The sequence below is a fragment of the Pontixanthobacter aquaemixtae genome (assembly GCF_009827395.1).
Taxonomy (GTDB): domain Bacteria; phylum Pseudomonadota; class Alphaproteobacteria; order Sphingomonadales; family Sphingomonadaceae; genus Pontixanthobacter; species Pontixanthobacter aquaemixtae.
Genome location: NZ_WTYX01000002.1, coordinates 190,334 through 216,409, shown reverse-complemented (window position 1 = coordinate 216,409; position 26,076 = coordinate 190,334). Strand labels below are relative to the sequence as shown.

Here is a 26,076-nt window from a genome sequence, read left to right as displayed (position 1 = left end):
CGCTTACCGCACATCCGGATAATCCTTCGCCATCCGGCTGCGCGCGCCGACGGCCCATAGAATGCCGACTTTGAAATAGATCCAGTTGGCTTTGATCGGACCCCATGCGGCGATCCGCCGGTCCGATGTTTCGACCCAGCGGCGGACCAGCCTGATCTTGCCCAGCCGCGCAAATTTCACGCAGAGATCGGCTTCTTCCATCACTGCATCGCTGGGCGTGCAGCCGCCGATTTCAAGGAATTGCGCGCGGCGGAAAAACATCGCGTGGTCGCCGAACAGCAGCCGCACTCCGCGCACAAACAGATGCGGGCGGGTGATGATCGGCGCGTACCAGGTCTTGATCCAATTATGGAAAGTGGTGAACCAGCGGGTCTTTTCCGGCCCCTTGATCAGCGGGGTAAAGCTGGCCAGCGCGATCTTCGGGTCGGCGAGTGTTTCGGTGATCACCGAAACCATATCGGCTGGCGGAATGGTATCGGCATGGAGAACGCAGACGTACTCGGTCCCAACCGCTTCCACCCCCGCATTGATCTGGATAGCGCGGCCCTTTGCGGTTTCGAGCAGCCGGTAGCCCGCATCGCGGATCAATTCGCAGCTCGCATCATCGCTGCCGCCATCGACAAACAGGATATCGGCGGGCTTGGGATCGAGCCGCGAAAGCACTTCGAACATTGCCGCAAGCGCGCGCTCTTCATTGAGAACGGGCAGCACGATGCCAACGCTGCTTGCCTTTGGGCTCACGGGAGAAATTCCGGCCAATCGTCAAGGTCAGCGGCGGTGTCCACATCGCTCAATTCGGGCAGGACCGCCGGGTGGATGCCGCGCGCTGCAAACCGTTTCAGCGTTTCGGCAAACACGCTGTCGGTGCTCCATTCCATATCGGCGAAAGCAAAATCTGCAGGCTCGTTATAGCCAAGCAGGTAATAGCCGCCATCGCTGGCCGGGCCGATCACTGCCGGTTTTGTGGAGAGCGTATCGCGCGCGTCTTTCAAGACTTGCGGGGTCAGGCCGGGGCAGTCGCTGCCGATCACGATTGCGGGGGCGGGGACGCGTGACAGTTTGTCGGTGAGATCGCCACCGCCTTGCTCGACTACCTGCAAATCCGCGCCGAACCTGGCTTTGAAGCGATCCACCGGTGCTCCGGTAACGCGCAATTCGAAAGCAATCCCGCTTGCCCGGCAAACCTCCATTGTATGCGCCAGCAGTTTGGCATAGATCGCGGCCGCGCCTTCGGGGCCGAAGCCGGGTATCAGCCGTGTCTTGGCCTCGCCGGGTTCGGGCCAGCGGCAGAATATCGAGATCATCGGTTCGCTCACATGCGCTGCTCTAACCGCTCGACTGCGGCTGCGCCATGGGGCATTGATGCGGCATGAAGCTTGGCAAGATTGCAATGATGGCGGCAGCGGGCGCAGTGGTCGGCGGCATCTTGCTGGCCGAGCGGAAAAGGCCGCTGCGCGAAGCCAAGAGCCCCGCCATCCCGCGGAATGTCCGCAATGCGGCGTTGGGGGCAGGGTGCGTGGTGATTGTGGCGGCGGTGGAAGAGCCGCTGACCCAGGCGATTGCCAAGAACAACCTCCAGCACAGGCGCGGATTTGCGCAGAAATTGCCCCGTCCCTTGCGCCTGCTCGGCGGGATCGCGGCGATGGATTACGGGTTTTACTGGTGGCACGTGGCGACGCACAAGGTCCCCCTCCTGTGGCGTTTCCACCGCGTGCATCATGTCGATCCCGATATGGATGCGAGCACCGCCGTGCGTTTTCACCCGCTCGATATGCTGGTTTCCTTGCCGTGGCGCTTGGTGCAGGTCCGCCTGTCAGGCGTTAGCCCCAAATCGCTGCGCTGGTGGCGGCGCTTCTTCAATTTCTCGATCCTGTTTCACCATGCGAATCTGAAGCTACCCGGGCAAGTCGATGATCTGCTCGCGCGCGGTGTCACCACACCGAAAATGCACGGCATCCATCATTCGAGCATCAAATCAGAACGCGACAGCAATTTTACCAGCGGCCTCAGTTTCTGGGACAGGCTGCACGGCACCTATCGTGACGATGTGCCGCAGGATGAGCTGGATATCGGCGTGTATGATCCGCTGGCGGGCGATGATGTGCCGCTGGACCGCGCGCTAGGCGCACCCTTCCGCGACACACCCGCGCAGCAGGGCTAGGCAGCTTTCTGCGCAGCCACCCATTGATCGACGCGCTTCTCCAGCAAGTCGAGCGGCACCGATCCGCCGCCCAGAACGGTGTCGTGGAAACCGCGAATATCGAATTTGTCGCCCAGCTCTTTTTCCGCCTTGGCGCGCAGTTCCTGAATGCGGATCATCCCGATCTTGTACGCTGTGGCCTGCCCCGGCATCACGATATAGCGGCGGACTTCCGATTTCACCGCGGCTTCGGGAATGGGCGAATTGGCAAGGAAGTAATCAACCGCCTGCTGCTCGCTCCATCCTTTCGAATGAATTCCGGTATCGACCACCAGCCGGATCGCGCGCCACATCTCGGTGGTTAGGCGGCCAAAGTCCGAATAGGGATCCTGATAGGCGCCCATTTCCTTCGCCAGTTTCTCCGAATAAAGCGCCCAGCCTTCGCCGAATGCAGAGAGGTAAAATCCCTGCGAGCGGAATTTGGGAATGCCGGTCAATTCCTGCGCGATCGACAGTTGCATGTGATGCCCGGGATTGCCTTCGTGATAGGCAATCACTTCCAGCGACGGGATCGGCATGGCCCGCATGTCGGACAAATGCGCGTAGTAAATTCCCGGGCGCGAACCATCGGGCGTGCCGGTGCGGTAATGCTGCGCCGCGCCATCCTGTTCGCGGAACGGCTCGACCCGGCGGACTTCGAGCGGGGCCTTGGGCAGTATGCCGAAATATTCGGGCAGCTTGGTATCGATGAACGCCAGATGTTTCTTCGCCGCGTCGATATACATTTGCGCGCCGGCATCATTGTCGGGGAAATAGAATTGGTCATCCTCGCGCATGAACGCGAAGAAGGCTTGCAGATCGCCGTCAAATTCGACCTGATCCTTGATCTCTTCCATCTCGCTGCGAATCCGCGCGACTTCGGACAGCCCGATATCGTGGATCTCGTCGGCGGTCAGATCGGTCGTGGTCATCGCCCCCAGCCGGTATTTGTAGAAATCCCCGCCATCGCTCAGCGCGCTGACCCCCCGCGCTTCCTTGTCCGCATTGGGCTGGTCTTGGGTGAACCAGTCGATCACCCGGCCATAGGCGGGCGCCATTTTCTGGGTGAGCGCGAGGCGCGCTTCCTCGCGCAGTTCCCCGGCGCGATCTTCTGTGATCACTTCATCCTCAACCAGCTTGGCGAGATGGCCTTCGCTTGCGGTCCACAATGCAGAAGGTTCGGCGTCCTCCGCATCATCGAAGGGCGCGCCGCTGGTGATCTTCTTCGATTCCGCGATCACCGCGTCATAGGACCAGCTTGGCGGGCGGGTTCCCGCTTCGGCATTGGCTTGCGCACGGACCAGCAATTGATCCATCGCCGTGCCAATCCCGCCGATGCGCGCGATGAAGGCGGTCATATCGCTTTCGCTTTCGACCTTGTGCTGGCTGATCAGAAAGCTCGGCAGCGCGGAATGCGTGCCATTCATCTGGTGCAGGATATATTGCTGGTTGCGGAAACCGGCGGCGTTTTGCGCCTGATCCTTGCGGAACTGCCACATATCCCAAGACAGTTTCGCATCATCGGACAATTCGTCGTAATCGAAATTGGCTTCCATTTCGGCGGTGGTGTTCTGCCACCATTCGAGCTGCGCTTGCTCGGCTTCGACGCTCAGATCGTCGATCTTGTCGTAATCCGTTTTCAGGCCCAGCGCGGTTTGCTGCATCGGGCTGAAAGCCAGCAATTCTTCGAATTTCTCGTCAAACCACGCATTGATGCATTCGGTTTGGGTTTGATTGCACTCGACGCTCGCCACCACGGGTTCGGTCAATCCGCCGCAGCTCGCAACAGCTGTCGAAGCCAGCAAAAGCGCGGCGAGATTCCGGGTCGGCAAACGGTGCATAATGGGTGATCCTCTCTCAATGCGTGTGATGGCATGCTTCATGCGCCAGCTTCGCCGGAAAGGGAAGGGCGGCTAGCTTTTGCTCGCGCCGATGGCGGCTTTCACGTCATCGACGAAGCTGGAATTGCGCACGCCGTGATAAATCCCGCGGGTAATCAATCGCCCCGGCCACCGCATCCGCCGCTGCACTTGCAGCAACAGCATCACGCGCGGCTGGTCGGATTCGTTCCAAACTTCGTGCGGAAAGGTTTCGTCAAACACCAGCCATTCGCCATATCGCCATTGATGGATCTCTCCATTGATCGCGATTTCGCAGCGCTTCCCGTCATCGGGGATCATCAGCGGCAAATGGCAATTGAGCCATGATTTGGTCAGACCGCGGTGCAGCGGAACATGCGTTCCCGGCTCCATAATCGATAGAAATGCCACCACCACGCCGGGTATCGAATTGATCGCCTCTACCAGTTTCGGGCAGCGCGCCTGATTGGCTTTCGCCTCATAGCCATAGCCGGCGAAGAAAAAGCTCTTCCACGCAGGCGTGGATGCAATCCGGCGATGATCGGGGGAAATTTCGCCCAGCGGCGGAATATTTTCCCGCTCGCGCATCAGCGGCTGGATTTCGTCGCGAAACTCCTCCCATCGCCCAGCCACCACATTGAGCCCGGGGACATCGGCGGGATCGAGTATCGGCGTGTCGCCGATCAAGGATTGTTTTGCGAGGAAACCGTTGACCGGATCGCGCAGTTTTTTGCCCAGGCGAACAGCGCAGGTTTGTTTGGGCTTTGAGTAAACAGGGGGCCCTTCCGCTTTATCGGGCGGGGAAGGTGATTGTGCCGTTTCGCGGGTATGAGGCGCGTCGTTCATGGGCAGAATGTAACATAGATTGCGTGCGCGCCTTTGTATAATTCCGACGAATTGAACGGAGCCTTCGACAGGCTGCTGTCACCGCATGCGGTCGGGATTCCGCTCAATCGCCTGCCGTGTCATCGCTTCCGCCCGGCCTGTTGGCGATCAGCCACGCGAGCAAAGTCACGGCAATGGCAAGCAGCGATTCTGCCAGAATCAGCCACAGGTTCAGCGAGAATACCTGCCCCGAGTTTTCGCTGCGCACCATGCTTCTGACTTTGACTTTTTCTTCCTCGCACCAGGCGGTTTCCAGCCCGCCCCCATCGTCGATCAGCGTGGCCAGCCTTTCGCTCGGTTCATTCGGGCGGAGAATTGTCGTCCTGGGAAAATCGACGCATTGCACTTCGACCGTCTGGCTTCTGATGTCGGATGCAAAGTTGGAAGCCAGATAAACCCCTGCAGCCGCCATCACCGCCACGCCCAAACCGATCAGCATGGGCTTCTGATCCAGAATATTCTCAGACCAGTAAACGATCAGCAGAATGGCAATGATCACCACCGCTGTTGCCAGATGCGGGCCCACACCATCGACGCCGTCGGGCAAATCCAGAAGGTTTGAAACCGCGGTATATTTTGCCACAACCGCGACAAGGCTGACAATCGCAGCGATGATCGCTTCGGTGGATTTGAGCTTGGCGATTACTGACATGCGATTGCGGCCTCGGCGATGATTTCGTCATGCATCACGATTTTCTCGCGAGTCTGCCAGCTGGCTTTGAAGACTTCTCTCCCGTCAATTTCGCGCGCGCACCAGGGAATGATCCAGTAATCTTTGCCCAGCTGGCCCAGCTGCTGGATATGCGCCCCTGATCGCGGCATCCGTTCAAAATTGCTCCCGATCGAAATCATCCGATCAATGCCGCGCCCGGCGTCAAAGCTCAACCGGCCGCCGCGCGTTGCCCAATGCCTGAACCGGTCCCGATTGACGATGTAGAATGACAGGCCGGGAAGCCCGCTGATCTGCACGCATGGGCGCGGCGAAGGGCGGCAATCGGCGGCTGGTTCGACCAGCGCCAAGCTTGCAGAGGCAGATGTTATGACCGAGGTGACCGGCGGGGCCAAAACAGGTTCAACCGGCAGTGTCGGGGCGGGCGCGGGAACCGGGATGGGTGCCGCCGGTGCCGGATCAGGCGCGGGCGGCTCGATAACCTGTTCGGGGGCATCGGGCGTGTCCGGTTCTACGATAATGGGTTCCGGCGCAGGTTCCGGTTCGGCTTCAATGGTGGGGAAAGAGTCCGCTGAAATTTCGGCGGCCGGTTCACCGGCTGTTTGCCCCTGTGCCTGTGCCTGCACCTGTGCTGGCAGCGCGAGCAGACAGCCCGCAACGGGTATGAGATACATTCCGAGCGCCGGTTTCACTGGTCAATTCCCTCCTGATTTTCCCCCTGCGCGATACCGGATAAACAGCGCTGTTCGCGTGATTTTTGTCACAGCCGGTATCGCCCGCGCATCCTGACTAGCAGAGACAATTGGTTTGTTACAAATCCAATAATTGGCAAGATAGCGCGAAGATTTTCGCCGCTACTCTTGCGCGCTGCTGACAAGAGGTGCGAGCGGCAATGAACAGCCATAGAAAAGGCCCGGGGAATTACTCCCCCGGGCCTTTCTTTTTTGCTTGGCTTGACCAAGCGGCACGTGCCCTGGATTGTGCCCGGGGCAATGGCGAATACGGGTTCGTTAGAAGCCCATTCCGCCGCCCATGCCGCCCATGCCGCCCATATCGGGCATGCCGCCAGCGCCGCCGGCGCCTTCTTTTTCTGGCGCGTCAGCAATGGCTGCTTCGGTCGTGATCAGCAGACCAGCGACCGATGCCGCATCCTGCAGCGCAACGCGAACAACCTTGGTCGGGTCGATCACACCGGCCTTTACGAGGTTTTCGTAAGTGTCGGTTGCGGCGTTGAAACCTTGCGTTTCGTCATCTTCGCGCAGCAAATTGCCAGAGATTACCGCACCGTCATGGCCGGCATTCTCTGCAATCTGGCGAACCGGTGCAACAATGGCGCGGCGCACGATATCGATACCGCGCGTTTGGTCATCATTGTCACCCTTCAGGCCAGCAAGTGCTTTGGTACCGTAGAGAAGCGCGGTACCGCCGCCAGGGACGATGCCTTCTTCAACCGCAGCGCGGGTTGCGTGCAGCGCGTCATCAACGCGGTCTTTGCGTTCTTTCACTTCAACTTCCGAAGCGCCGCCGACTTTGATCACCGCAACACCGCCAGCGAGTTTGGCCAGGCGTTCTTGCAGTTTTTCTTTGTCGTAATCGCTGGTTGTTGTTTCGATCTGCGCGTGGATTTCACCAACGCGGGCCTTGATGTCAGCTTCGCTGCCGGCACCGTCGACGATGGTGGTGTTGTCCTTGTCGATGGTAACGCGCTTGGCTTCACCAAGCATGTTCAGCGTTACGCTGTCCAGCTTGATGCCCAGCTCGTCGCTGACCATTTCGCCCTTTGTCAGGATCGAAATGTCCTGCAGCATCGCTTTGCGGCGATCGCCGAAGCCAGGTGCCTTGACCGCAGCCACTTTCAGGCCGCCGCGCAGCTTGTTGACCACCAGAGTGGCCAGCGCTTCGCCTTCGATGTCTTCTGCGATAATCAGCAGAGGACGGCCCGATTGCATTGCCGCTTCGAGGATCGGCAGCATGTCTTTGAGGTTGGACAGCTTGCCTTCGTTGATCAGGATGTATGGATTTTCGAGTTCCACGGTCATCTTGTCAGGATTGGTAATGAAGTAAGGCGACAGGTAACCACGGTCGAACTGCATGCCTTCGACAACGTCCAGCTCGAATTCGAGGCCTTTGGCTTCCTCGACAGTGATGACGCCTTCTTTGCCGACTTTTTCCATCGCTTCTGCGATCTTCTCGCCGACTTCCTTGTCGCCATTGGCAGAGATTACGCCAACCTGAGCGATTTCCTCTGTGCCGGCCACGTCCTTCGAACGTTTCACAAGATCAGCAACAACCGCCGCAACAGCAGTATCGATGCCGCGTTTCAGATCCATCGGGTTCATGCCCGCAGCAACCGATTTCATGCCTTCGCGAACAATCGCCTGGCCCAGAACGGTCGCAGTGGTTGTGCCGTCACCGGCAAGGTCGTTGGTCTTCGACGCAACTTCCTTGAGCATTTGCGCGCCCATATTTTCGAACTTGTCTGCTAGTTCGATTTCCTTGGCGACAGAAACGCCGTCCTTGGTGATGCGCGGTGCGCCAAAGCTCTTGTCGATTACGACATTGCGGCCTTTCGGGCCGAGCGTCACTTTGACTGCGTTTGCGAGCGTATCGACGCCCTTCAGGATGCCTTCGCGGGCTTCGCGGCCGAACTTTACGTCCTTAGCTGCCATGATAAAATTCCTTTAATTGAGTTCGTTGAAGAAAATGCGGTGGTCGCCCGGCTATCAGCCGATCACGCCCATAATGTCGCTTTCCTTCATGATCAGCAGGTCTTCGCCGTCGATCTTGACTTCGGTGCCGCCCCATTTGCCGAACAGCACGCGGTCGCCGGCTTTGACGTCGAGCGGAGTGACGGTGCCGTCATCGGCTTTGGCGCCATTGCCAACCGAAACAACTTCGCCTTCGCTGGGCTTTTCCTGAGCGCTGTCAGGGATGATGATCCCGCCAGCAGTTTTTTGATCGGCTTCGATGCGGCGAACGAGCACGCGGTCGTGAAGCGGACGAAATGCCATGATGATGACCTCTTCGTTAGAGTGAATGAAACTGAGCTTGGCACTCTCTGGTGGAGAGTGCCAGCGGGGCGCATATGTGTATCCGGCGGGGAAGAGTCAACGGCTGCGCACGGAAAAAATTTCGTGGCGGCTGCGGGGAAATCGGGCTCATCGATCGGGCGCCCGGACCACCTTGATCAATCGCGCACGGTCAGGCCCAAATTCTCGCGCCGGACCCAGCGCCATGACAGCAGCAGAGCGGCGACCGCCAATCCGGTTGCGAGCCCGATCCACACACCGACACCGGCGAGCGGAGTGCCAAAGCCAAGCCACATGGCAACGCCAAAACCGGGCACCCAATAGGCGAAAATCGCGATCCACATCGGGACGCGTGTGTCCTGCAATCCGCGCAGCGCGCCCGCGGCCACGGCTTGCAGGCCGTCGACCAATTGGAACGCGGCGGCGATCACCAGATATTGCAAAGCAAAGCCGACCAGAACCGCATTCTTCGCCGCATCGGGGTCGAGATATATTTGCAGCAGCGTGCGCGGCATCAGCACCATCGCCGAACAGGAAATGGCCATGAACCCGGTGCCCACCATCACCGCAGACCAGCCTGCGCGCTTCATCCCGTCCTTGTCCCTCGCGCCATAGAAATAGCCCACGCGGATCGTTGCCGCCTGGCTGACACCGAAGGGAACCTGAAACGCCAATGCGGCGATTTGCAGCGCCACCGTATGCGCGGCGAGCTGCGGTGTGCCGATATTGCCCATCAGGAACGCCGCTGCGCCGAAAATTCCGGCCTCAGCAGAAACCGTCAGGGCAATCGGCGTTCCGATTTTCACGATCGACCAGAAGCGCGGCCAGTCGGGCGACCACCAGCGTCCGAAAATGTGATAGCGGTGCATATTCCGGTCGAGCCGGATCGCGATGACATAGCTACCCAGCGTAACCAGCGAGGTGATGATGGTCGCGATGGCCGCGCCTTTCAATCCCAGTTCGGGGGCGCCGAAATTGCCGAAGATAAATGCGTAATTGGCCAGCGAGTTGACCACGATCCCAAGCGCCGAAATTGCGGTTGCGAAGATCGGCCGCCCCAATGTCGACACGAAATTGCGCAGCACGGCGGCCAGCAGCATCGGAACCATCGACCATATGATGACGGTCATATACTCGCCTGCGAGCGCGATAATCTCCGGCTGCTGGCCGGTGGCGCGGGCAATGGGAACAATCGCCATGCAGGCCGCCATTGCCGCGACACCCACGATGACCGCCAGCCACAGCGCCATGCGTGTGGCGCGGCGCACCGGACGAAGCGCAGGCCCGCGCTCGCCCAGCTCTGCGGCGATTATCGGCGCAACCGCCCCGATGAGCGAGGACAGCGCCCACAGCAGCAGGCCGAACCACGAAACCGCCAATGCCGATGCCGCCAGCGGCGCTTCGCCCAGACGCGCGATGAAGATTACATCGACGGCATAAGTCAGCATCTGCAGAAGATTGGCGAGCGCCAGCGGCCAGGACAGCTTGAGAGTAGCTGCCAGCTCGGTGCGCCAAGGCGATTGCCCGGCGGGAAGGGCCCGTGTCTGCGACATAAAGCCGTCCCGGATAGGCGCGCGGTCCGGTTCGGCAAAGGGGAAACTCGCGATGCTGCGCGATTTCAAACCGCGCCGCGTCTATCGCGCCACAGATCGGGCGATAGAACAAGCTTGCCCTGAATGATCTGCGGCGTCACAAGGCCGCGACCATTCAGGAGGTTGTGTAGTGCGGCGTGTTTTTCTTCCCATCCCGCTGATGGCGCTTGTGCTGTCGGCTTGCGGCCAGTCCGGCACTGTAGCCGGTTCCGAAGTCGGCCAAAGCGAAACATCCGCGCCCGCCGCGGACGGGGGAATGGCCAATGGCGGACCACCGGCGAGCTTCGCCCAATGTTCCGCCTGCCACAGCCCCCAACCGGGCAAGAGCATTATCGGGCCGACATTGGCGGGTGTTTACGGCGCGAATGCGGGGCATATTGACGATTTCGCCTACAGCACGGCCATGCGCGAATCCGGCCTGACATGGGACGATGAAACGCTCAGCCGCTATCTTGAGAACCCGGCCGCAACCGTGCCGGGCACCAAGATGAGCTATTCGGGCATGCGCGACGCGGCAAAGCGCGCCGAACTGATCGAGTATCTCAAAACGCTTTAGGGTGAGGCAACATTTTCCGGCCATGTTACCGGAAACTGAGTCTGCGGATTGAAGACTTCACCCATATTGGCAGCTTCGGCGGCGGCAATCTCTTCGGCCGTCAGGAACTCGCTCGGCTCCAGCGCGAAGACATCCAGACCGCGCGTAATTTCGGTCCCGTAGATCCGGCCCTTGTACCAATAGGCTGACCAGTAACCGCCGGTGGTAAGCTGGTCCTTGTCCACCGGCCCACGGTCGAAATAGGCGATTTCAAAAGGGTTCGCCGCATCGGTGAAATCGATCACCGAGATACCGCCCTGATACCATGCCTGCACAAAGATATCGCGCCCGGGGACGGGGATGATCGAGCCGTTATGCGCGACGCAATTTTCCTTGTCGCCTTGCGGTGCGGGCAATTTATACGTGCTGCGGAATTCAAGCTTGCCGTCGACAATCTCGTAAATCGCATTGGCGCCCCAATTGCGCGGATCGGATGCCTGGCAGCGCGGACGTCCGCCGCCGCCCCATTCGTCGGTAAACAGTACTTTTGTGCCGTCATTGTTGAATGTTGCCGAATGCCAATAGGCAAAGCCCTTGTCGACCACTTCGTCGATCCGTTTGGGTGCGCGCGGATCGGTGATGTCGAAGATAATCCCGTTGCCCGAACAGGCCCCCGCTGCGAGATTGAGCGAGGGGAAAACGGTGATGTCGTGGCAATGATTTGTGGAGTTGGTATCCTGCGTATCTTCGCCATGATCGCCCCCTTGCCACAGGCCCGCGAGACGCCCGGTCTCAGGATCGGCAAAGACTGCGGGGCTATCGACGATCTTCGATTGCGAAGGGTCGGCCAGCGGAATTTCGATCACATCGATACGGAACAATGCGGTCCGGTCATCGCCCGGAACATCGCCGATACATCCGGCAAGCTCTTCCTCCTCGCGAATGCGCGAAGTGCCCGAATTATAGACGATCAGTGACGTATCAGTTTCCGCCACAACCGAATGGGTGTGCGACCCGCGGCAGGTCTGGACCTGCCCGACCTGCACCGGGTTGCTCCAATCGGAAACGTCAAAAATCCGCAGGCCGCGGAAACGTTCGGCGCTGACTTTGCCGCTGACACCCTGAAGGCCGCAATCGACGCGGGCGCGGGTGTCCTGCACGCTCATCAGCAGCAAGTCGCCGACGATCGAGACATCGCCCTGACCGCCCGGGCAAACGGTGGAACTGACCAGTTCGGGCATTCCGTCATCGCCAAGCCGGTAGGCGTTGAAACCGTGATAATTGCCCGCGACCAGAATATCGCCGCTGAACGCCATATCGGTATTGGCAAAGCTCAGCAGCGGGCTGCGCTTGGCGAATTTGGGCTTTTCGGGTTCGGCTGCCTGTTCGCCATCGATCATCGCGGCCAGAACTTCGCCGGTTTCTTCCTCTTCGCTTTTTACTTCGCCGTCCTTGCCGGGAAGCCGCGGGCGCAATCCGCCGGGATTGGCCGGATCGAAAAAGCCGGTGGGTTTGGGCAGCGCAGTAACCAGCCGCAAATTGCTGATCGCTTGTCCGGCATCGGTCAGGCCGGCCCGCAGTGAAGTTCGCGGATCGCTCGACAGGCTGGCGAGCACGGCGTTCATCCGCTCGATTTCGCTTTCCTGATCATTCTTCACTTCATCGGTAAATTCAAGGAAGGCGGGATCGGATGCGGTGCCGGGCTGATCGATCAGATCTTCGACCATTTCGACCGCGCCCCGATGGTGGCGGATCATCAACTCCAGAAACAGCCGGTCGAAATTGGTCCCGCGTGCACCCGCAAGCTGTTCCATCTGGGCGGGGGTGGCCATCCCCATCATGCCCATATGCGCCGCGTGGCCCATCCCTTCCATTTTCAGCGGTTCACCCTTTTCGGTGAGCCAATCGGTCATGAATTTGATCTCGTCTTCCTGACTCGCATCAATCCGGCCCGCCAGCGCAACAATTTCGTCGGTATTGGTGCGCTCTGCGACCAGAGCCGCCATGTCGACCGCTTGCTGGTGGTGGACGATCATCCCCTGCATGAACATCACATCGGCATGGGCATAGGAATTGTCGGCCAGCGCCACGGCCTGATCGGCGGTCAGCTGCTTGGTCGGCTGGCCCGGCGCGCCGGGTTGGACAATGCGCGCATCCTGCGCGTTGGCGAGCGTGGCGGCGAATAGAAGCGGAGCTGATGCTGCTGTGGCCAGCAGGCGGTTCTTGATAATCATGCGGCGAATCCCCGTTTTGTTATTGGGGAAGTGGTGCCGCAGAATTGGGGCGATGTGAAGCCCAAGCCGGAACGGGCCGGTGGGGCGCGATCTTTGTGTGGACCGCATCAACATGGGCGGCGGGCAAAGAAAAAGGGCGGCACCTTGCGGTACCACCCTTTCTTGTGATCTCTCGGGAGAGATCGAAGGATAAGCTGATCCCCGCAATTGCGGGGACGGGGCTTATTTGAGCTCGACGGTACCGCCAGCTGCTTCGATCTTGCCTTTGATTTCTTCGGCTTCTGCTTTCGAAGCGCCTTCCTTGAGCGGCTTTGGCGCGCTTTCGACGAGGCCTTTGGCTTCGGTCAGGCCCAGGCCGGTGATGGCGCGGACTTCTTTGATGACCTGGATTTTCTTGCCGCCGTCGCCGGTAAGAATGACGTCGAATTCGTCTTTCTCTTCTGCAGCGCCACCAGCGTCGCCACCACCGGCACCCGGTGCAGCAACAGCAACTGCAGCAGCGGCGCTAACGCCCCACTCTTCTTCCAGTGCTTTGGCCAGTTCAGCTGCCTCGAGGACAGTCAGTTTCGAAAGTTCTTCAACAAGTTTGGCTACATCTGCCATGACTCAATACTCCAAATAAATGACTTGGCAGGACGTCCCGTGATTGGGCCCCGGATTGGGCCCCGGATTGGGTTCCGTCCCGAAAAATTCGTGCAATTAACCGTTTATGCCGCTTCCTTGGCGCCTTGGGCACCGAAGACACGGGCAAGCTTGTTGGCAGGCGCATTAACAACCTGGGCGATTTTCGTCGCAGGCGCGTTAAGCAGACCAACAAGGGTGCCGCGAAGCTCGTCGAGGCTTGGCATGGAGGCAAGTGCCTTTACGCCAGCAACATCGAGCATCTGTCCACCCATCGATCCGCCAACGATTTCGAGCTTGTCGTTCGATTTGGCGAATTCCACGGCAGCCTTGGCAGCAGCGACAGGGTCGCTTGATGTTGCCAGAGCAGTCGGGCCGGTGAGCAATTCACCAAGGCCGTCATAATCCGTGTCTTTCAGGGCGAGTTTGGCAAGACGGTTTTTCGCAACCTTGTACGATGCACCCGCTTCCCGCATCTTTCCGCGCAATTCGGTGGAATCAGCCACCGAAAGGCCGAGATTGCGGGTCACAACGACCACGCCGCTCTCGTTGAAAGTTGCGTTCAGACTGGCGACCGAGTCGGCTTTTTGCGAACGATCCATGTCTTACTCCTTCACTATGGCCGCAGGGCAATCTGCCCGGCGACCGGCTCACATTCATTCCTGCCGCAAACCGGCAAGGAATCTGTCCATTGATGGGGAAGGAGGATGCGGAGCCGCAGGGGCATTCCGCGATACGCATGCCGCCCGATAGGATCGGGCCCGCATGGTGAAATCTCTAATCCCCGTCTAGGCTGGAAATTAAGACCGGCAAATTCCGGTCACCAACTGTCTCGGACGGATGTTCACTGGACCCGTCAGCCCAGCGAACGAGCGGCCTACTAGCGCAAAGTCGTCAGGAGTCAACCGGAATTGGCAGGCGTGGGCGGGCCGCAGGCGCACGGCTCCTCTGTAATTAGCCACCCGGAAAAACAAAGGGCCCGCCACTTTCGTGGCAGGCCCCTCGCTGTAACAAATGCGCGGGAATTACATTCCGTCGGCTTTGTCCTCTAGCGCGTCGGCTTTTTCTTCCAGCTCTTCAGCTTTTTGTTCAAGCTCTGCCTTTTCGACACTGCCGGTGGCCGCGTCGGCCTGTTCCTCGACCATGTCGGCTTGCGCTTCGGCCACGTCAGCCTGTTCGTCAATCATGTCGCCTTCGGCTTCCATGATATCGTCCTGCTGCTCCCCGGCTTCTTCCGCAGGTCCGCCGCAAGCGGTCAGTGCAAATGCGGCAGGAAGGGCAATAAGTGTCAGCTTTTTCATTAGATTTTCCTCTTCGTGATCTGCCTAGACAATGGGCTACCCGGCGGATGGTTCCGAAAAATCTTCATAGGCGAGCAAATCGCCCGGCTGGCACTCCAGCTCGCGGCAAATCGCCTCCAATGTGCTGAACCGGATCGCTTTGGCTTTGCCCGTCTTGAGGATCGACAGGTTGGCGAGAGTAAGGCCCACGCGCTCTGCCAGTTCGGTCAAAGTCATCCGGCGCTCGTGGAGAAGGTCGTCAAGTTTCACGGTAATGCTCCCGTTGGCGGTTTCACTGTTTTGGGCTGGAGGCATCAGACGGTTCCTTCCAGATCTTCGCGCATCGCGGTGCCGTGGCGGAATACGCGGGCGAGGATGAAGAGGACAATCACCATCAGGATGCCGGTTCCGTCCACTCCGCCATCAATGTTGATGTTGGCGGTTTCAATCTCGTCCGCCCATTGCGCCAGATAGAAGCCAAGCGCGCCTGCAGGAATCATCAGGATTTGCACCCCGAGCATCAGCCACGCCATGTTATTCAGTCGTTTAGCGTTGGCCGGTGCGAATGGATCACCCTCTCCAACAGTGCCGATGATTCTGCGCAGCTTACCGAAAAACATAAAAGCCAGAGCAAGTATGGTGAGCCCGATCAAGAACACGCCGGCGAATGCCAAGCCCGGAAATGCGCCTGCCGCCTCGCCATATTTTGCGGCAACTTCAGCAGAGATCGTATCCTGCATAAACAGCATGACGGGAATGAGGGCGGCGAGCACGAGCCCGCCGAGGACGCAAGCACCCTGAGCGATAAGAGTAATGATCTTGCCCGCCAGCAGAAGCGGATCGTTTGCGCGGAAGTTTGACATCTATTGGTCCCTTTCTGTGTAAAGTGCCGCTTAAGCCAGAGCCGGAACGATCACGGTCGCAGCTTGTGCCGCGGGGACGGTCACAACCGGGACGATGGTAAGAGTTGCGATGGTGATAGCGGCCACCGCAGCTGCGAAATGTTGGGCAAAATTTGTCATTTGTTGATCTCCAATATGGTTGATATCGAAAATCAATAAGGATGATTCGATTTACTGTCAATCAATAATATTGAAAAACGATATGTGCCGCATCGTTTTTCGTTATGTGCCGAGGGCGAGTGCAGGCTTTGCGGCTAGCTATCCTCCCAGATCACCAGCTCTCCATTGGCCTGCATACATCCGACATTGATCCGATCGCCTTGGCTGGTTTCGCGTGGTTCGTCGAAAGGCTCGAAACGGATACCCCAATGGCAGAGCGGGTCGCCGCCCGGGGGGTTTTCGTAGATGATGTCGTCGGCAAAGTGGATCCGCAGCCATTGCATCACCCCGTTTACTGTGCCGCCATCGGAAACAAGCTGGGTGAATGCCTTGTCCTTCACAGGCGCGGGCTTGTCCGGTTCGAACACGCAATCATACAGCGATTGTGCCGGTCCGCGCTGGAACTTGTCGCCGCGCGGCACGCTGACCATCGTGTCTTTCTTCAGCCGTTCGTTGAGCAGCGAAAGATCAAACCCTTCGACATCGGTCACTTCGGGGCGCGCCTTGCATTCGGCCAGCGCGCCCATGATCGCGCATCGTTCGGGGACAAAGGTCGCGCCCGGATTGGTCAATTCTTCCGCCGCGTGAGCCAGCGCCTGCATCAGTGTTTCGCCCACGACATTGGCAGAGAACAGTTCTGAAATGACCATGTCGACACCGCCCCCCAGATCCGCCTCGCGGTCCAGATCGAGCGACATTTTGGTGATCACGGTGATCTTGTCCGACATGCCGTTGGCGGAGATGATATCGCGCGCCAGATCGGCTTTGGTCGCATTGCGGTCCACCGCATAGACGTGCTTAGCCCCGGCGCGCACCGCCATCATCGCCAGCAATCCGGTGCCGGTGCCGATATCCAGGATGGTCTTGCCTTTGGCAAACCGGTCAATCGCGCGGCGATAGGCAACATTGCGCGGGATATCGGCCAGCATGACCTGATGATAGGTGTGCACGCCATCGGACAGGATCGCCCGCGCAACGGCGCGCAATTCGGGATCGTCGGGGCGCTCGGCCAGTGCGGCCTTTGCCATCTTGACCGCTTGGTCAGCGGCCCCGCTTTCCTTCAGCGACATTGCCATGCCGAGAAAGTCGGCCGGTGCGTCGAAGATAGACTTGCCCGATTGCGCCATTTTCCGTGTTTCTCCCCCTTGTAAGACAACGCGCGCTATCGCCTATGGCGGGACGGGTCAATCGCTCGGACAACCGGTTCGCCGCTGGCCACTCGCGAACTTGTTTGACACGCGCGGACGGCGTTCTTATATGGCCGTCAACCGCCACTTCGAGCGAGAGATGCCATTGCGCGGTGGCATGTCCAGGAACGGAAGTGGCTTTCCATAGCCCGCGACGCTTTTGAAGCTGCAGCAGCACCCGGATCGGGTGGCATTTGCTGTGGCCTTTTTTGCGTTTGGCCTCATGCCTCGGGCTTTGGACGTGTTCCCGCGCAGACACATTGATGATGCTGGCTCACGCGTAAGGGCCGGCGCAATATGAAGAGGCAAAACCCTCCATGGCGACCAAGACCAAAGCTACTCGTAAAGCCGGTGCCAACACCGGTACCGCGAAGAAGCGTATCCGCAAGATTTTCGGTGACGTTCACGAAGTCACCCAGATGCCCAATCTGATCGAAGTCCAGCGTGAGAGCTACGAACAGTTCCTCCGCTCTGACCCTTCGATCGATTATGTGTCCGGTCTGGAAAAGACGCTGCGCAGCGTTTTCCCGATCCGCGATTTTGCGGGCACTGCCGAACTCGACTTCGTCCATTACGAGCTTGAGCCGCCAAAATACGACACCACCGAATGCCGCCAGCGCGGCATTACCTACGCAGCACCGATGAAGGTGACTCTGCGTTTGATCGTATTCGAAGTCGATCAGGAAACCGAAACCCGCTCTGTTCTCGATATCAAGGAGCAGGACGTTTACATGGGCGACATGCCGCTGATGACCGGGAACGGCACGTTCATCATCAACGGTACAGAGCGCGTTATCGTCAGCCAGATGCACCGTTCGCCGGGTGTTTTGTTTGACCATGACCGCGGCAAAACCCACTCTTCGGGCAAGCTGCTGTTCGCTGCACGCGTCATTCCTTATCGCGGTTCGTGGCTCGATTTCGAATTCGACGCCAAAGACATCGTCAATGTCCGTATCGACCGCAAGCGCAAGCTGCCGGTAACCAGCCTGCTGTTCGCGCTGGGTCTCGATCACGAAGGCATTCTCGATCACTTCTATGACACTGTCACCTGGGAACGCGTTTCCGGTAAGAAGGGCGATGGCTGGAAAATGCCATTCGACCCCAATGCTTGGCGTAATGCCAAGCCTGCCTTCGCGCTGGTCGACGCCAAAACCGGCGAGGAAATTTTCCCCGCCAACCAGAAAATCAGCCCACGCGCTGCCAACAAAGCCGCAAAAGACGGCCTCAAGGATCTGCTGATCCCGACAGAGGAAGTCTTCGCACGCTATTCGGCGCGCGATCTGATCGACGAGAAAACCGGCCGCATCTATATCGAAGCGGGCGACGAAGTCTCTGCCGAAAACCTCGAAGTGCTCGACGCTGCCGGTGTCGACAAGCTCGAGCTGCTCGACATTGACGAAATCAACACCGGCCCATGGATCCGCAACACGCTGGCGGTCGACAAGGCTGAAAATCGCGACGAAGGCCTCGAAGCGATTTACAAAGTCATGCGCCCGGGTGAACCGCCAACCAAGGAAACCGCAGAAGCGCTGTTCGAAGGCCTGTTCTTCGATGGCGAGCGCTATGACCTGTCGGCTGTTGGCCGCGTGAAGCTCAACATGCGTCTCGATCTCGACGCGGAAGACACCGTCACGACTTTGCGCAAGGAAGATATCCTCGCGGTGGTGAAGGAAATGGTCGATCTGAAAGACGGTAAGGGCGAGGTCGATGATATCGATAACCTCGGCAACCGCCGTGTCCGTTCGGTCGGCGAATTGCTGGAAAACCAGTACCGCGTCGGCCTGCTGCGCATGGAACGCGCGGTCAAAGAACGCATGAGCAGTGTCGATGTTTCGGTGGTGATGCCGAACGACCTGATCAATGCGAAGCCAGCGGTTGCTGCGGTTCGCGAATTCTTCGGCTCAAGCCAACTTTCGCAGTTCATGGACCAGACCAACCCGCTGTCCGAAGTGACGCATAAGCGCCGCGTTTCGGCGCTTGGCCCCGGCGGTCTGACGCGTGAACGCGCTGGCTTCGAAGTTCGCGACGTTCACCCGACCCACTATGGCCGTATCTGCCCGATTGAAACGCCCGAAGGCCCGAACATCGGTCTGATCAACAGCCTCGCTTCGTTCAGCCGCGTCAACAAATACGGCTTTATCGAAACGCCATATCGTGCGGTCAAAGACGGCAAGGTAACCGGCGAGGTTGCCTATCTTTCAGCAATGGAAGAACAAAAGCACGCGGTTGCGCAAGCATCGGCGGAGCTCAACGATGACGGCACTTTCGTGGAAGAGCTTGTCTCTGCCCGTCAGGCTGGCGAGTTCGTGATGCTCCCGCGCGAGCAGATCACGCTGATGGACGTTTCGCCCAAACAGCTGGTTTCGGTCGCTGCTTCGCTCATTCCGTTCCTCGAAAACGATGACGCGAACCGCGCATTGATGGGTTCGAACATGCAACGTCAGGCTGTGCCTTTGGTGAAAGCCGAAGCACCGTTTGTCGGAACCGGCATGGAAGAAACCGTGGCCCGCGATTCGGGCGCGGCGATTTCCGCCACGCGCGGCGGCATCGTCGACCAGGTTGACGCAACCCGAATCGTGATCCGCGCTATCGGTGATGTCGAACCCGGCCAATCGGGCGTCGACATCTATACGCTGCAGAAATTCCAACGTTCCAACCAGAACACCTGCATCAACCAGCGTCCGCTGGTGAAAGTGGGTGAAACGATTGAAGCGGGCGATATTATCGCTGACGGCCCTTCGACCGATCTGGGCGAATTGGCGCTGGGCAAAAACAGCCTCGTCGCCTTCATGCCGTGGAATGGTTATAACTATGAGGACTCGATCCTCATCAGCGAACGCATCGTGAAGGATGACGTCTTCACCTCGATCCATATCGAGGAATTCGAAGTCATGGCCCGCGATACCAAGCTTGGCCCCGAAGACATCACCCGCGATATACCGAATGTCGGCGAGGAAGCTCTGCGCAACCTCGACGAAGCGGGCATTGTCTATATCGGTGCGGAAGTTCACCCCGGTGACATTCTCGCCGGTAAGATCACGCCAAAGGGCGAAAGCCCGATGACGCCGGAAGAGAAACTCCTCCGCGCGATCTTTGGCGAGAAAGCTTCTGACGTTCGCGACACCTCGCTGCGTCTGCCGCCCGGTGTGGCTGGGACCGTGGTCGAAGTGCGTGTGTTCAACCGCCACGGTATCGAAGTCGATGACCGTACGCGTGCGATCCAGCAGGAAGAGATCGAGCGTCTGCGCAAAGACAGCGCCGACGAACGCAGCATTCTCAACCGGGCGACCTATAACCGCCTGCGCGACATGCTGACCGGTCAAACCGCTTCTGCTGCGCCGAAAGGTGTGAAGAAGGGATCGAAGATCGACGAAGCTCTGCTCGAAGGTGTCGAGAAGCACGAATGGTTCAAATTCGCGGTTGCCGACGACAATCGTCAGCAGCAGCTCGAAGCGATCAAGAGCCAGTATGACGAAGCGATCAAGGGCATCGACGACAAGTTCGAAGACCGCAAAGAGAAGCTGGAGCGCGGCGACGAATTGATGCCGGGCGTTCTCAAGATGGTCAAAGTCTTCGTTGCGGTGAAAAGAAAACTGCAACCGGGTGACAAGATGGCCGGCCGTCACGGGAACAAGGGTGTTATCTCGCGGATTCTTCCCGAAGAAGACATGCCGTTCCTCGAAGACGGTTCGCCGGTTGATATCGTCCTCAACCCGCTGGGCGTGCCGTCGCGTATGAATGTCGGGCAAATCTTTGAAACCCATCTCGGCATGGCCGCACGCGGTCTGGGGCATCAGGTGACTGCTGCTCTGGAAGAGTGGAAACGCGCCAATCCGAATGCGGCAGAAGATTACGCAAAGGCCAAACCGCCGGAAGCTGTGATCGACCGCCTGAAGAACGCTTACGGTGAAGATTACCACGGCGAGATCGACGCGCGTTCAACCGCGGAAATCGTCGAATTGGCGGGCAATCTGACCAATGGTGTGCCGATGGGTACGCCAGTGTTCGATGGCGCGGTTGAAGGCGATGTGACCACGATGCTGGAACGGGCCAATCTGCCCGGTTCGGGTCAGGTGACATTGTATGATGGCCGCACCGGTGACGCGTTCGACCGGCAGGTGACCGTGGGCTATATCTACATGCTCAAACTGCACCACCTGGTCGATGACAAGATCCACGCCCGTTCGATTGGCCCCTACAGCCTCGTCACGCAGCAGCCGCTGGGTGGTAAGGCGCAGTTCGGTGGCCAGCGCTTCGGTGAGATGGAGGTCTGGGCGCTCCAGGCCTACGGTGCGGCGTATACGCTGCAGGAAATGCTCACTGTGAAGTCGGACGATGTGATCGGACGGACCAAGGTTTACGAAGCGATCGTCAAAGGCGACGATACTTTCGAAGCGGGCATTCCGGAGAGCTTCAACGTTCTCGTCAAGGAAATGCGCAGCCTGGGTCTCAATGTCGAATTGTCCTCGCTCTCCGATGGAGAAGAGGGTGACGACGATATGCAGATCGCCGCCGAATAAGCCGACCGAAGGATTGACCCTGACCCTCCCGAGCGAGGGAAACGGAGCTAGATTATGAATGACCTAACCAAATTCACCAACCAGCTGGCTAAGCCGGAAACCTTCGACCAGATCCAGATCGGTCTGGCCTCGCCAGAGCGTATCCGCAGCTGGTCTTTCGGCGAAATCAAGAAGCCGGAAACGATCAATTACCGCACCTTCAAGCCAGAGCGTGACGGCTTGTTCTGCGCGCGCATCTTCGGTCCTGTGAAGGATTACGAGTGCCTGTGCGGCAAGTACAAGCGCATGAAGTACAAGGGCGTCGTCTGCGAGAAGTGCGGCGTTGAAGTAACCGTGACCAAAGTCCGCCGCGAGCGGATGGGCCATATCGAACTGGCCGCACCGGTTGCGCATATCTGGTTCCTCAAATCGTTGCCATCGCGCATCGGTTTGCTTCTGGACATGCAGCTCAAACAGCTTGAGCGTGTGCTGTATTTCGAAAGCTACATCGTCACCGAGCCGGGCCTGACCCCGCTGGAGAAATTCCAGCTGCTGACCGAGGACGAGCTTCTCGAAGCGCAAGACGAATATGGCGAAGACGCTTTCTCTGCCGGTATCGGCGCGGAAGCGGTCAAGTTCATGCTCATGGATCTCGATCTTGAGCAAGAGCGTGACGATCTGATGGAAGAGCTGCGGACCACCAAGTCCAAGCTTAAGCCAGCCAAGATCATCAAGCGTCTGAAAGTCGTCGAAAGCTTCATCGATTCGGGCAACCGTCCGGAATGGATGATCCTCGAAGTCGTGCCGGTTATTCCGCCCGAACTGCGCCCGCTGGTGCCGCTCGATGGTGGCCGTTTCGCGACCTCGGATCTGAACGATCTCTATCGCCGCGTGATCAACCGCAACAACCGTTTGAAGCGTCTGATCGAACTGCGCGCGCCGGACATCATCGTGCGCAACGAGAAGCGCATGCTGCAAGAAGCGGTTGACGCATTGTTCGACAATGGCCGCCGTGGCCGCGTGATCACCGGCGCCAACAAGCGTCCGCTGAAATCGCTGTCCGACATGCTCAAAGGCAAGCAGGGCCGCTTCCGCCAGAACCTTCTGGGTAAGCGCGTCGACTATTCGGGCCGCTCGGTCATCGTGACCGGTCCTGAGCTCAAACTGCACCAATGCGGTCTGCCGAAGAAGATGGCGCTCGAGCTGTTCAAGCCGTTCATCTATGCCCGTCTCGATGCGAAGGGTCTGTCGATGACTCTGAAGCAGGCGAAGAAATGGGTCGAGAAAGAGCGCAAGGAAGTGTGGGATATCCTCGACGAGGTTATCCGCGAACACCCTGTCATGCTCAACCGCGCGCCGACGCTCCACCGTCTGGGTATCCAGGCGTTCGAACCGGTTCTGATCGAAGGTAAGGCGATCCAGCTTCACCCGCTGGTCTGCTCGGCATTTAACGCCGACTTTGACGGTGACCAAATGGCCGTTCACGTGCCGCTTTCGCTGGAAGCCCAGCTCGAAGCACGCGTGCTGATGATGTCGACCAACAACATCCTCTCACCCGCCAATGGTAAGCCGATCATCGTTCCTTCGCAGGATATGGTGCTGGGTCTCTATTACCTTTCGATGGACCGTCAGGAGAAAACGCCTGAATTCGTCGAAGAGAACGGAGAGAAGATCGAGAAGCTGCCGCGCTTTGCCGATATGGCCGAAGTGCACCAGGCGCTTGAAGTGGGCGCGGTGACCTATCACTCGCGCATCATTGCCCGCGTTCCGCAGGCCGATGAAGACGGCAAGATTGTCCAGCAGCGTTTCATCACGACGCCGGGCCGCATGCTGATTGGTGAATGTCTGCCGAAGAACCACAAGGTTCCTTTCGACATCATCAACCGCCTTCTGACCAAGAAGGAAATCGGCGACGTGATCGACCAAGTCTATCGCCACACCGGCCAGAAAGACACCGTGCTGTTTGCCGACGCGATCATGTCGCTCGGTTTCCGCCACGCGTTCAAGGCCGGTATCTCCTTCGGTAAGGACGATATGATCATTCCGGACAGCAAGGACGGCATGATCGAAGAAGCGAAAGCTCTGGTTGCTGACTATGAACAGCAATATCAGGACGGTCTGATCACCCAGCAAGAGAAGTACAACAAAGTCATCGACGCATGGTCGCGTTGCGGTGACACCGTTGCTGACGCGATGATGGACGAGATTAAGGCGCAGCCGATCGACAAGGATGGTCGCCAGGCTGACATTAACTCGATCTACATGATGGCTCACTCCGGTGCGCGTGGCTCGCCAGCGCAGATGAAGCAGCTCGCGGGTATGCGCGGTCTGATGGCCAAGCCGTCGGGCGAGATTATCGAAACACCGATCATCTCGAACTTCAAAGAAGGCCTGACCGTTCTTGAATACTTCAACTCGACCCACGGTGCCCGCAAAGGTCTCGCGGATACGGCGCTCAAAACGGCGAACTCGGGTTATTTGACTCGCCGTCTGGTCGACGTGTCGCAAGACTGCGTCATCGTTGAGGAAGATTGTAAGACCTCGAACGCGCTGGAAATGCGCGCCATCGTCCAGGGCGGTAGCGTTATCGCCTCGCTCGGTGAGCGTATTCTGGGCCGGACCACTGCCGAAGACCTCGTCAATGCGAAAACCGACGAAGTGATCGTGAAAGAGGGCACTCTGCTCGACGAAGCGATGGTCAAGGAAATCGAGGCTGCTGAAGTCCAGTCTGCCAAGATCCGTTCGCCGCTGGTTTGCGAAGCCGAACAGGGCGTTTGCGCCAAATGTTATGGCCGTGACCTTGCCCGCGGCACTCCGGTGAATATCGGTGAAGCTGTCGGCGTTATCGCCGCGCAGTCGATCGGTGAGCCGGGCACGCAGCTGACGATGCGGACATTCCACATCGGCGGTGCGGCGCAGGTTAACGAAACCAGCCATCTCGAAGCGATCTCTGACGGTAAAGTCGAATATCGCGATATGCCGACCATTACCGACAAGCAGGGCCGCATGCTCTCGCTCGCGCGTTCTGGCGAAATCGTGGTGATCGACTCCGAAGGCCGCGAGCGTGAGATGCACAAGGTTCCTTACGGTACGGTGCTGCTCAACAAGGATGGCGCGAAGATCAAGGAAGGCGACCGTCTGGCAGAATGGGATCCGTTCACTCTGCCGATTATCACCGAAACGTCGGGTACGGTTAAGTTCCAGGACCTCGTCGATGGTACGACCATGGAAGAACGTGTCGATGACGCAACCGGCATTGCCCAGCGTGTTGTCACCGAAAACCGTGCGACCGGCCGGAAGAAGAAGGAAGATCTTCGCCCGCGTCTGACGCTGCTTGGCGAAGGCCAATCGCTCGAAGACGATGAAACCGAAGCACAGCGTTATATGCTGGCACCGGGCACATCGCTTTCGGTCGATGACGGTCAGGAAGTGCAGGCGGGTGACATTCTTGCCCGTGCATCGCGCGAAGCCTCGAAAACGCGCGACATCACCGGCGGTCTGCCGCGTGTTGCCGAACTGTTCGAAGCCCGCGTGCCCAAAGACAATGCGATCATCGCCAAGATTTCGGGTAAAATCGAATTCGTCCGCGAATATAAAGCCAAGCGCAAGATCGCGATTGTTCCGGACGCAGAGGCGGAGAATCAGGATCGCGTCGAATATCTGATCGCGAAGACGAAAGTCCTCGACGTTCAGGAAGGCGACCACGTGAAGAAGGGTGACACCCTGATTTCGGGCAGCCCGAACCCGCATGACATCCTTGATGTTCTGGGTGTCGAGCCGCTGGCCGAATATCTCGTTGACGAGATTCAGGAAGTGTACCGACTGCAAGGCGTGAAAATCAACGATAAGCACATCGAAACGATTGTTCGCCAGATGCTGCAAAAAGTTGAGATCACCTATGGCGGTGACACCACTCTGCTGGTTGGCGAACAGGTTGACCGTGCAGAAATGGACGAAATCAATGCGAAGCTGACCAAGAAGCAGGAGAAGGCCGAAGGCAAGCCGATCCTGCTGGGGATCACCAAAGCCTCGCTGCAGACACGCTCGTTCATTTCGGCGGCGTCGTTCCAGGAAACCACCCGCGTGCTGACGCAGGCGGCGGTTGAAGGGAAGAAAGACACGCTGATCGGTCTGAAGGAAAACGTGATCGTGGGCCGTCTCATCCCCGCCGGTACCGGCGCGGGCATGAACCGGATGCGCGTGACCGCTTCCAGCCGCGATGCCGCTCTGCGCGCCGCGTGGAAGAAGCAGCAGGAAAAACTTGCGGCTGAATCCGACAGCGAAGAGGAAACCGATGCTCCGGTGGATGCGCCGATGGACGAAGCCGCGATGGCTGCTGCCATGGCCGCTGCAAATCCGGAAGCGCCAGAAGCCGAATAAGCTCTGCCGCGAAACAGAATTGACCCCGCCGGAGCATCCCTCCGGCGGGGTTTTTTCTTGCCAGT

At 58.7% G+C, this 26,076-nt stretch carries 21 protein-coding genes; 4 read left to right on the top strand and 17 right to left on the bottom strand.

Annotation, left to right across the window (positions count from 1 at the left end; all coding sequences use genetic code 11):
- Nucleotides 1–3: 3 nt before the first annotated feature.
- Together GRI41_RS09965 and GRI41_RS09960 are read right to left on the bottom strand one after the other, a co-directional pair.
- A complete protein-coding gene (locus GRI41_RS09965; protein ID WP_328600547.1) occupies nucleotides 4–741 on the bottom strand; it encodes a glycosyltransferase in 738 nt (245 codons plus the stop codon).
- Nucleotides 738–1,316 (bottom strand): TIGR04282 family arsenosugar biosynthesis glycosyltransferase, encoded by a 579-nt coding sequence (locus GRI41_RS09960; RefSeq protein ID WP_160604870.1) that lies wholly within the window; start codon nucleotides 1,314–1,316, stop codon nucleotides 738–740. The genes GRI41_RS09965 and GRI41_RS09960 overlap by 4 nt, the downstream gene beginning before the upstream one ends.
- Before the next feature lie 53 nt (nucleotides 1,317–1,369).
- Between GRI41_RS09960 and GRI41_RS09955 the strand changes: the two genes are divergently transcribed.
- Nucleotides 1,370–2,161: a sterol desaturase family protein gene (locus GRI41_RS09955; protein WP_160604869.1), complete on the top strand. Its 792-nt coding sequence runs from the start codon at nucleotides 1,370–1,372 to the stop codon at nucleotides 2,159–2,161.
- Here GRI41_RS09955 and GRI41_RS09950 read toward each other — a convergent pair.
- The 7 genes from GRI41_RS09950 to GRI41_RS09920 form a co-directional block, all read right to left on the bottom strand.
- Nucleotides 2,158–4,020 carry a DUF885 domain-containing protein gene (locus tag GRI41_RS09950; RefSeq protein ID WP_160604868.1) on the bottom strand — a complete coding sequence of 621 codons (1,863 nt, stop codon included), beginning with the start codon at nucleotides 4,018–4,020 and terminating at the stop codon, nucleotides 2,158–2,160. The genes GRI41_RS09955 and GRI41_RS09950 overlap by 4 nt on opposite strands.
- Before the next feature lie 72 nt (nucleotides 4,021–4,092).
- The gene (locus GRI41_RS09945; RefSeq protein WP_160604867.1) at nucleotides 4,093–4,884 is read right to left on the bottom strand and encodes an aspartyl/asparaginyl beta-hydroxylase domain-containing protein; all 792 of its coding nucleotides are present in this window, start codon (nucleotides 4,882–4,884) and stop codon (nucleotides 4,093–4,095) included.
- Between the two features lie 103 nt (nucleotides 4,885–4,987).
- Nucleotides 4,988–5,575 (bottom strand): hypothetical protein, encoded by a 588-nt coding sequence (locus GRI41_RS09940; protein ID WP_160604866.1) that lies wholly within the window; start codon nucleotides 5,573–5,575, stop codon nucleotides 4,988–4,990.
- Nucleotides 5,566–6,285 carry a hypothetical protein gene (locus GRI41_RS09935; protein WP_160604865.1) on the bottom strand — a complete coding sequence of 240 codons (720 nt, stop codon included), beginning with the start codon at nucleotides 6,283–6,285 and terminating at the stop codon, nucleotides 5,566–5,568. Before GRI41_RS09935 ends, GRI41_RS09940 begins: the two co-directional genes overlap by 10 nt.
- A 318-nt stretch (nucleotides 6,286–6,603) precedes the next feature.
- Nucleotides 6,604–8,262: a chaperonin GroEL gene (groL, locus tag GRI41_RS09930; protein ID WP_160604864.1), complete on the bottom strand. Its 1,659-nt coding sequence runs from the start codon at nucleotides 8,260–8,262 to the stop codon at nucleotides 6,604–6,606.
- Between the two features lie 54 nt (nucleotides 8,263–8,316).
- The gene (gene groES / locus GRI41_RS09925) at nucleotides 8,317–8,604 is read right to left on the bottom strand and encodes a co-chaperone GroES (RefSeq protein ID WP_160604863.1); all 288 of its coding nucleotides are present in this window, start codon (nucleotides 8,602–8,604) and stop codon (nucleotides 8,317–8,319) included.
- 176 nt (nucleotides 8,605–8,780) lie between these two features.
- Entirely contained in the window at nucleotides 8,781–10,175 is a 1,395-nt protein-coding gene (locus GRI41_RS09920; protein ID WP_160604862.1) for an MATE family efflux transporter, read from the bottom strand.
- A gap of 169 nt (nucleotides 10,176–10,344) precedes the next feature.
- Between GRI41_RS09920 and GRI41_RS09915 the strand changes: the two genes are divergently transcribed.
- On the top strand, nucleotides 10,345–10,770 hold the full coding sequence (locus GRI41_RS09915; RefSeq protein WP_328600546.1) for a c-type cytochrome: 426 nt from the start codon (nucleotides 10,345–10,347) through the stop codon (nucleotides 10,768–10,770).
- Here the strand turns inward: GRI41_RS09915 and GRI41_RS09910 are convergent.
- The 8 genes from GRI41_RS09910 to GRI41_RS09880 all read right to left on the bottom strand — a co-directional run bounded on the left by GRI41_RS09910 (nucleotide 10,767) and on the right by GRI41_RS09880 (nucleotide 17,072).
- Nucleotides 10,767–12,983 (bottom strand): DUF305 domain-containing protein, encoded by a 2,217-nt coding sequence (locus tag GRI41_RS09910; protein ID WP_160604861.1) that lies wholly within the window; start codon nucleotides 12,981–12,983, stop codon nucleotides 10,767–10,769. The genes GRI41_RS09915 and GRI41_RS09910 overlap by 4 nt on opposite strands.
- A 222-nt stretch (nucleotides 12,984–13,205) precedes the next feature.
- A complete protein-coding gene (gene rplL / locus GRI41_RS09905; protein WP_160604860.1) occupies nucleotides 13,206–13,586 on the bottom strand; it encodes a 50S ribosomal protein L7/L12 in 381 nt (126 codons plus the stop codon).
- 104 nt (nucleotides 13,587–13,690) lie between these two features.
- The gene (rplJ, locus tag GRI41_RS09900; RefSeq protein WP_160604859.1) at nucleotides 13,691–14,206 is read right to left on the bottom strand and encodes a 50S ribosomal protein L10; all 516 of its coding nucleotides are present in this window, start codon (nucleotides 14,204–14,206) and stop codon (nucleotides 13,691–13,693) included.
- A 423-nt stretch (nucleotides 14,207–14,629) separates the two neighbouring features.
- Nucleotides 14,630–14,905, bottom strand: a complete 276-nt coding sequence (locus GRI41_RS09895) for a hypothetical protein (RefSeq protein ID WP_160604858.1) — start codon at nucleotides 14,903–14,905, stop codon at nucleotides 14,630–14,632.
- A 36-nt stretch (nucleotides 14,906–14,941) separates the two neighbouring features.
- Nucleotides 14,942–15,199: a helix-turn-helix domain-containing protein gene (locus GRI41_RS09890; protein ID WP_160604857.1), complete on the bottom strand. Its 258-nt coding sequence runs from the start codon at nucleotides 15,197–15,199 to the stop codon at nucleotides 14,942–14,944.
- Nucleotides 15,199–15,747 carry a DUF2975 domain-containing protein gene (locus GRI41_RS09885; protein WP_160604856.1) on the bottom strand — a complete coding sequence of 183 codons (549 nt, stop codon included), beginning with the start codon at nucleotides 15,745–15,747 and terminating at the stop codon, nucleotides 15,199–15,201. The genes GRI41_RS09890 and GRI41_RS09885 overlap by 1 nt, the downstream gene beginning before the upstream one ends.
- A 30-nt stretch (nucleotides 15,748–15,777) precedes the next feature.
- Entirely contained in the window at nucleotides 15,778–15,906 is a 129-nt protein-coding gene (locus GRI41_RS14415; protein WP_268893202.1) for a hypothetical protein, read from the bottom strand.
- A gap of 134 nt (nucleotides 15,907–16,040) precedes the next feature.
- A complete protein-coding gene (locus tag GRI41_RS09880; RefSeq protein WP_160604855.1) occupies nucleotides 16,041–17,072 on the bottom strand; it encodes a 50S ribosomal protein L11 methyltransferase in 1,032 nt (343 codons plus the stop codon).
- 377 nt (nucleotides 17,073–17,449) lie between these two features.
- Here GRI41_RS09880 and rpoB point away from each other — a divergent pair, with 377 nt between their 5' ends.
- Nucleotides 17,450–21,652 (top strand): DNA-directed RNA polymerase subunit beta, encoded by a 4,203-nt coding sequence (gene rpoB / locus GRI41_RS09875; protein WP_160604854.1) that lies wholly within the window; start codon nucleotides 17,450–17,452, stop codon nucleotides 21,650–21,652.
- A gap of 54 nt (nucleotides 21,653–21,706) precedes the next feature.
- A complete protein-coding gene (gene rpoC, locus GRI41_RS09870; protein WP_160604853.1) occupies nucleotides 21,707–26,011 on the top strand; it encodes a DNA-directed RNA polymerase subunit beta' in 4,305 nt (1,434 codons plus the stop codon).
- Nucleotides 26,012–26,076: the final 65 nt, after the last annotated feature.

Coding starts and splice junctions, on each gene's coding strand:
- GRI41_RS09955 (WP_160604869.1), top strand. CDS start 1,370: ATGAAGCTTGGCAAGATTGCAATGATGGCGGCAGCGGGCGCAGTGGTC.
- GRI41_RS09950 (WP_160604868.1), bottom strand. CDS start 4,020: ATGCACCGTTTGCCGACCCGGAATCTCGCCGCGCTTTTGCTGGCTTCG.
- GRI41_RS09945 (WP_160604867.1), bottom strand. CDS start 4,884: ATGAACGACGCGCCTCATACCCGCGAAACGGCACAATCACCTTCCCCG.
- GRI41_RS09940 (WP_160604866.1), bottom strand. CDS start 5,575: ATGTCAGTAATCGCCAAGCTCAAATCCACCGAAGCGATCATCGCTGCG.
- groL (WP_160604864.1), bottom strand. CDS start 8,262: ATGGCAGCTAAGGACGTAAAGTTCGGCCGCGAAGCCCGCGAAGGCATC.
- groES (WP_160604863.1), bottom strand. CDS start 8,604: ATGGCATTTCGTCCGCTTCACGACCGCGTGCTCGTTCGCCGCATCGAA.
- GRI41_RS09920 (WP_160604862.1), bottom strand. CDS start 10,175: ATGTCGCAGACACGGGCCCTTCCCGCCGGGCAATCGCCTTGGCGCACC.
- GRI41_RS09910 (WP_160604861.1), bottom strand. CDS start 12,983: ATGATTATCAAGAACCGCCTGCTGGCCACAGCAGCATCAGCTCCGCTT.
- rplL (WP_160604860.1), bottom strand. CDS start 13,586: ATGGCAGATGTAGCCAAACTTGTTGAAGAACTTTCGAAACTGACTGTC.
- rplJ (WP_160604859.1), bottom strand. CDS start 14,206: ATGGATCGTTCGCAAAAAGCCGACTCGGTCGCCAGTCTGAACGCAACT.
- GRI41_RS09895 (WP_160604858.1), bottom strand. CDS start 14,905: ATGAAAAAGCTGACACTTATTGCCCTTCCTGCCGCATTTGCACTGACC.
- GRI41_RS09890 (WP_160604857.1), bottom strand. CDS start 15,199: ATGCCTCCAGCCCAAAACAGTGAAACCGCCAACGGGAGCATTACCGTG.
- GRI41_RS09885 (WP_160604856.1), bottom strand. CDS start 15,747: ATGTCAAACTTCCGCGCAAACGATCCGCTTCTGCTGGCGGGCAAGATC.
- GRI41_RS14415 (WP_268893202.1), bottom strand. CDS start 15,906: ATGACAAATTTTGCCCAACATTTCGCAGCTGCGGTGGCCGCTATCACC.
- GRI41_RS09880 (WP_160604855.1), bottom strand. CDS start 17,072: ATGGCGCAATCGGGCAAGTCTATCTTCGACGCACCGGCCGACTTTCTC.
- rpoB (WP_160604854.1), top strand. CDS start 17,450: ATGGCGACCAAGACCAAAGCTACTCGTAAAGCCGGTGCCAACACCGGT.
- rpoC (WP_160604853.1), top strand. CDS start 21,707: ATGAATGACCTAACCAAATTCACCAACCAGCTGGCTAAGCCGGAAACC.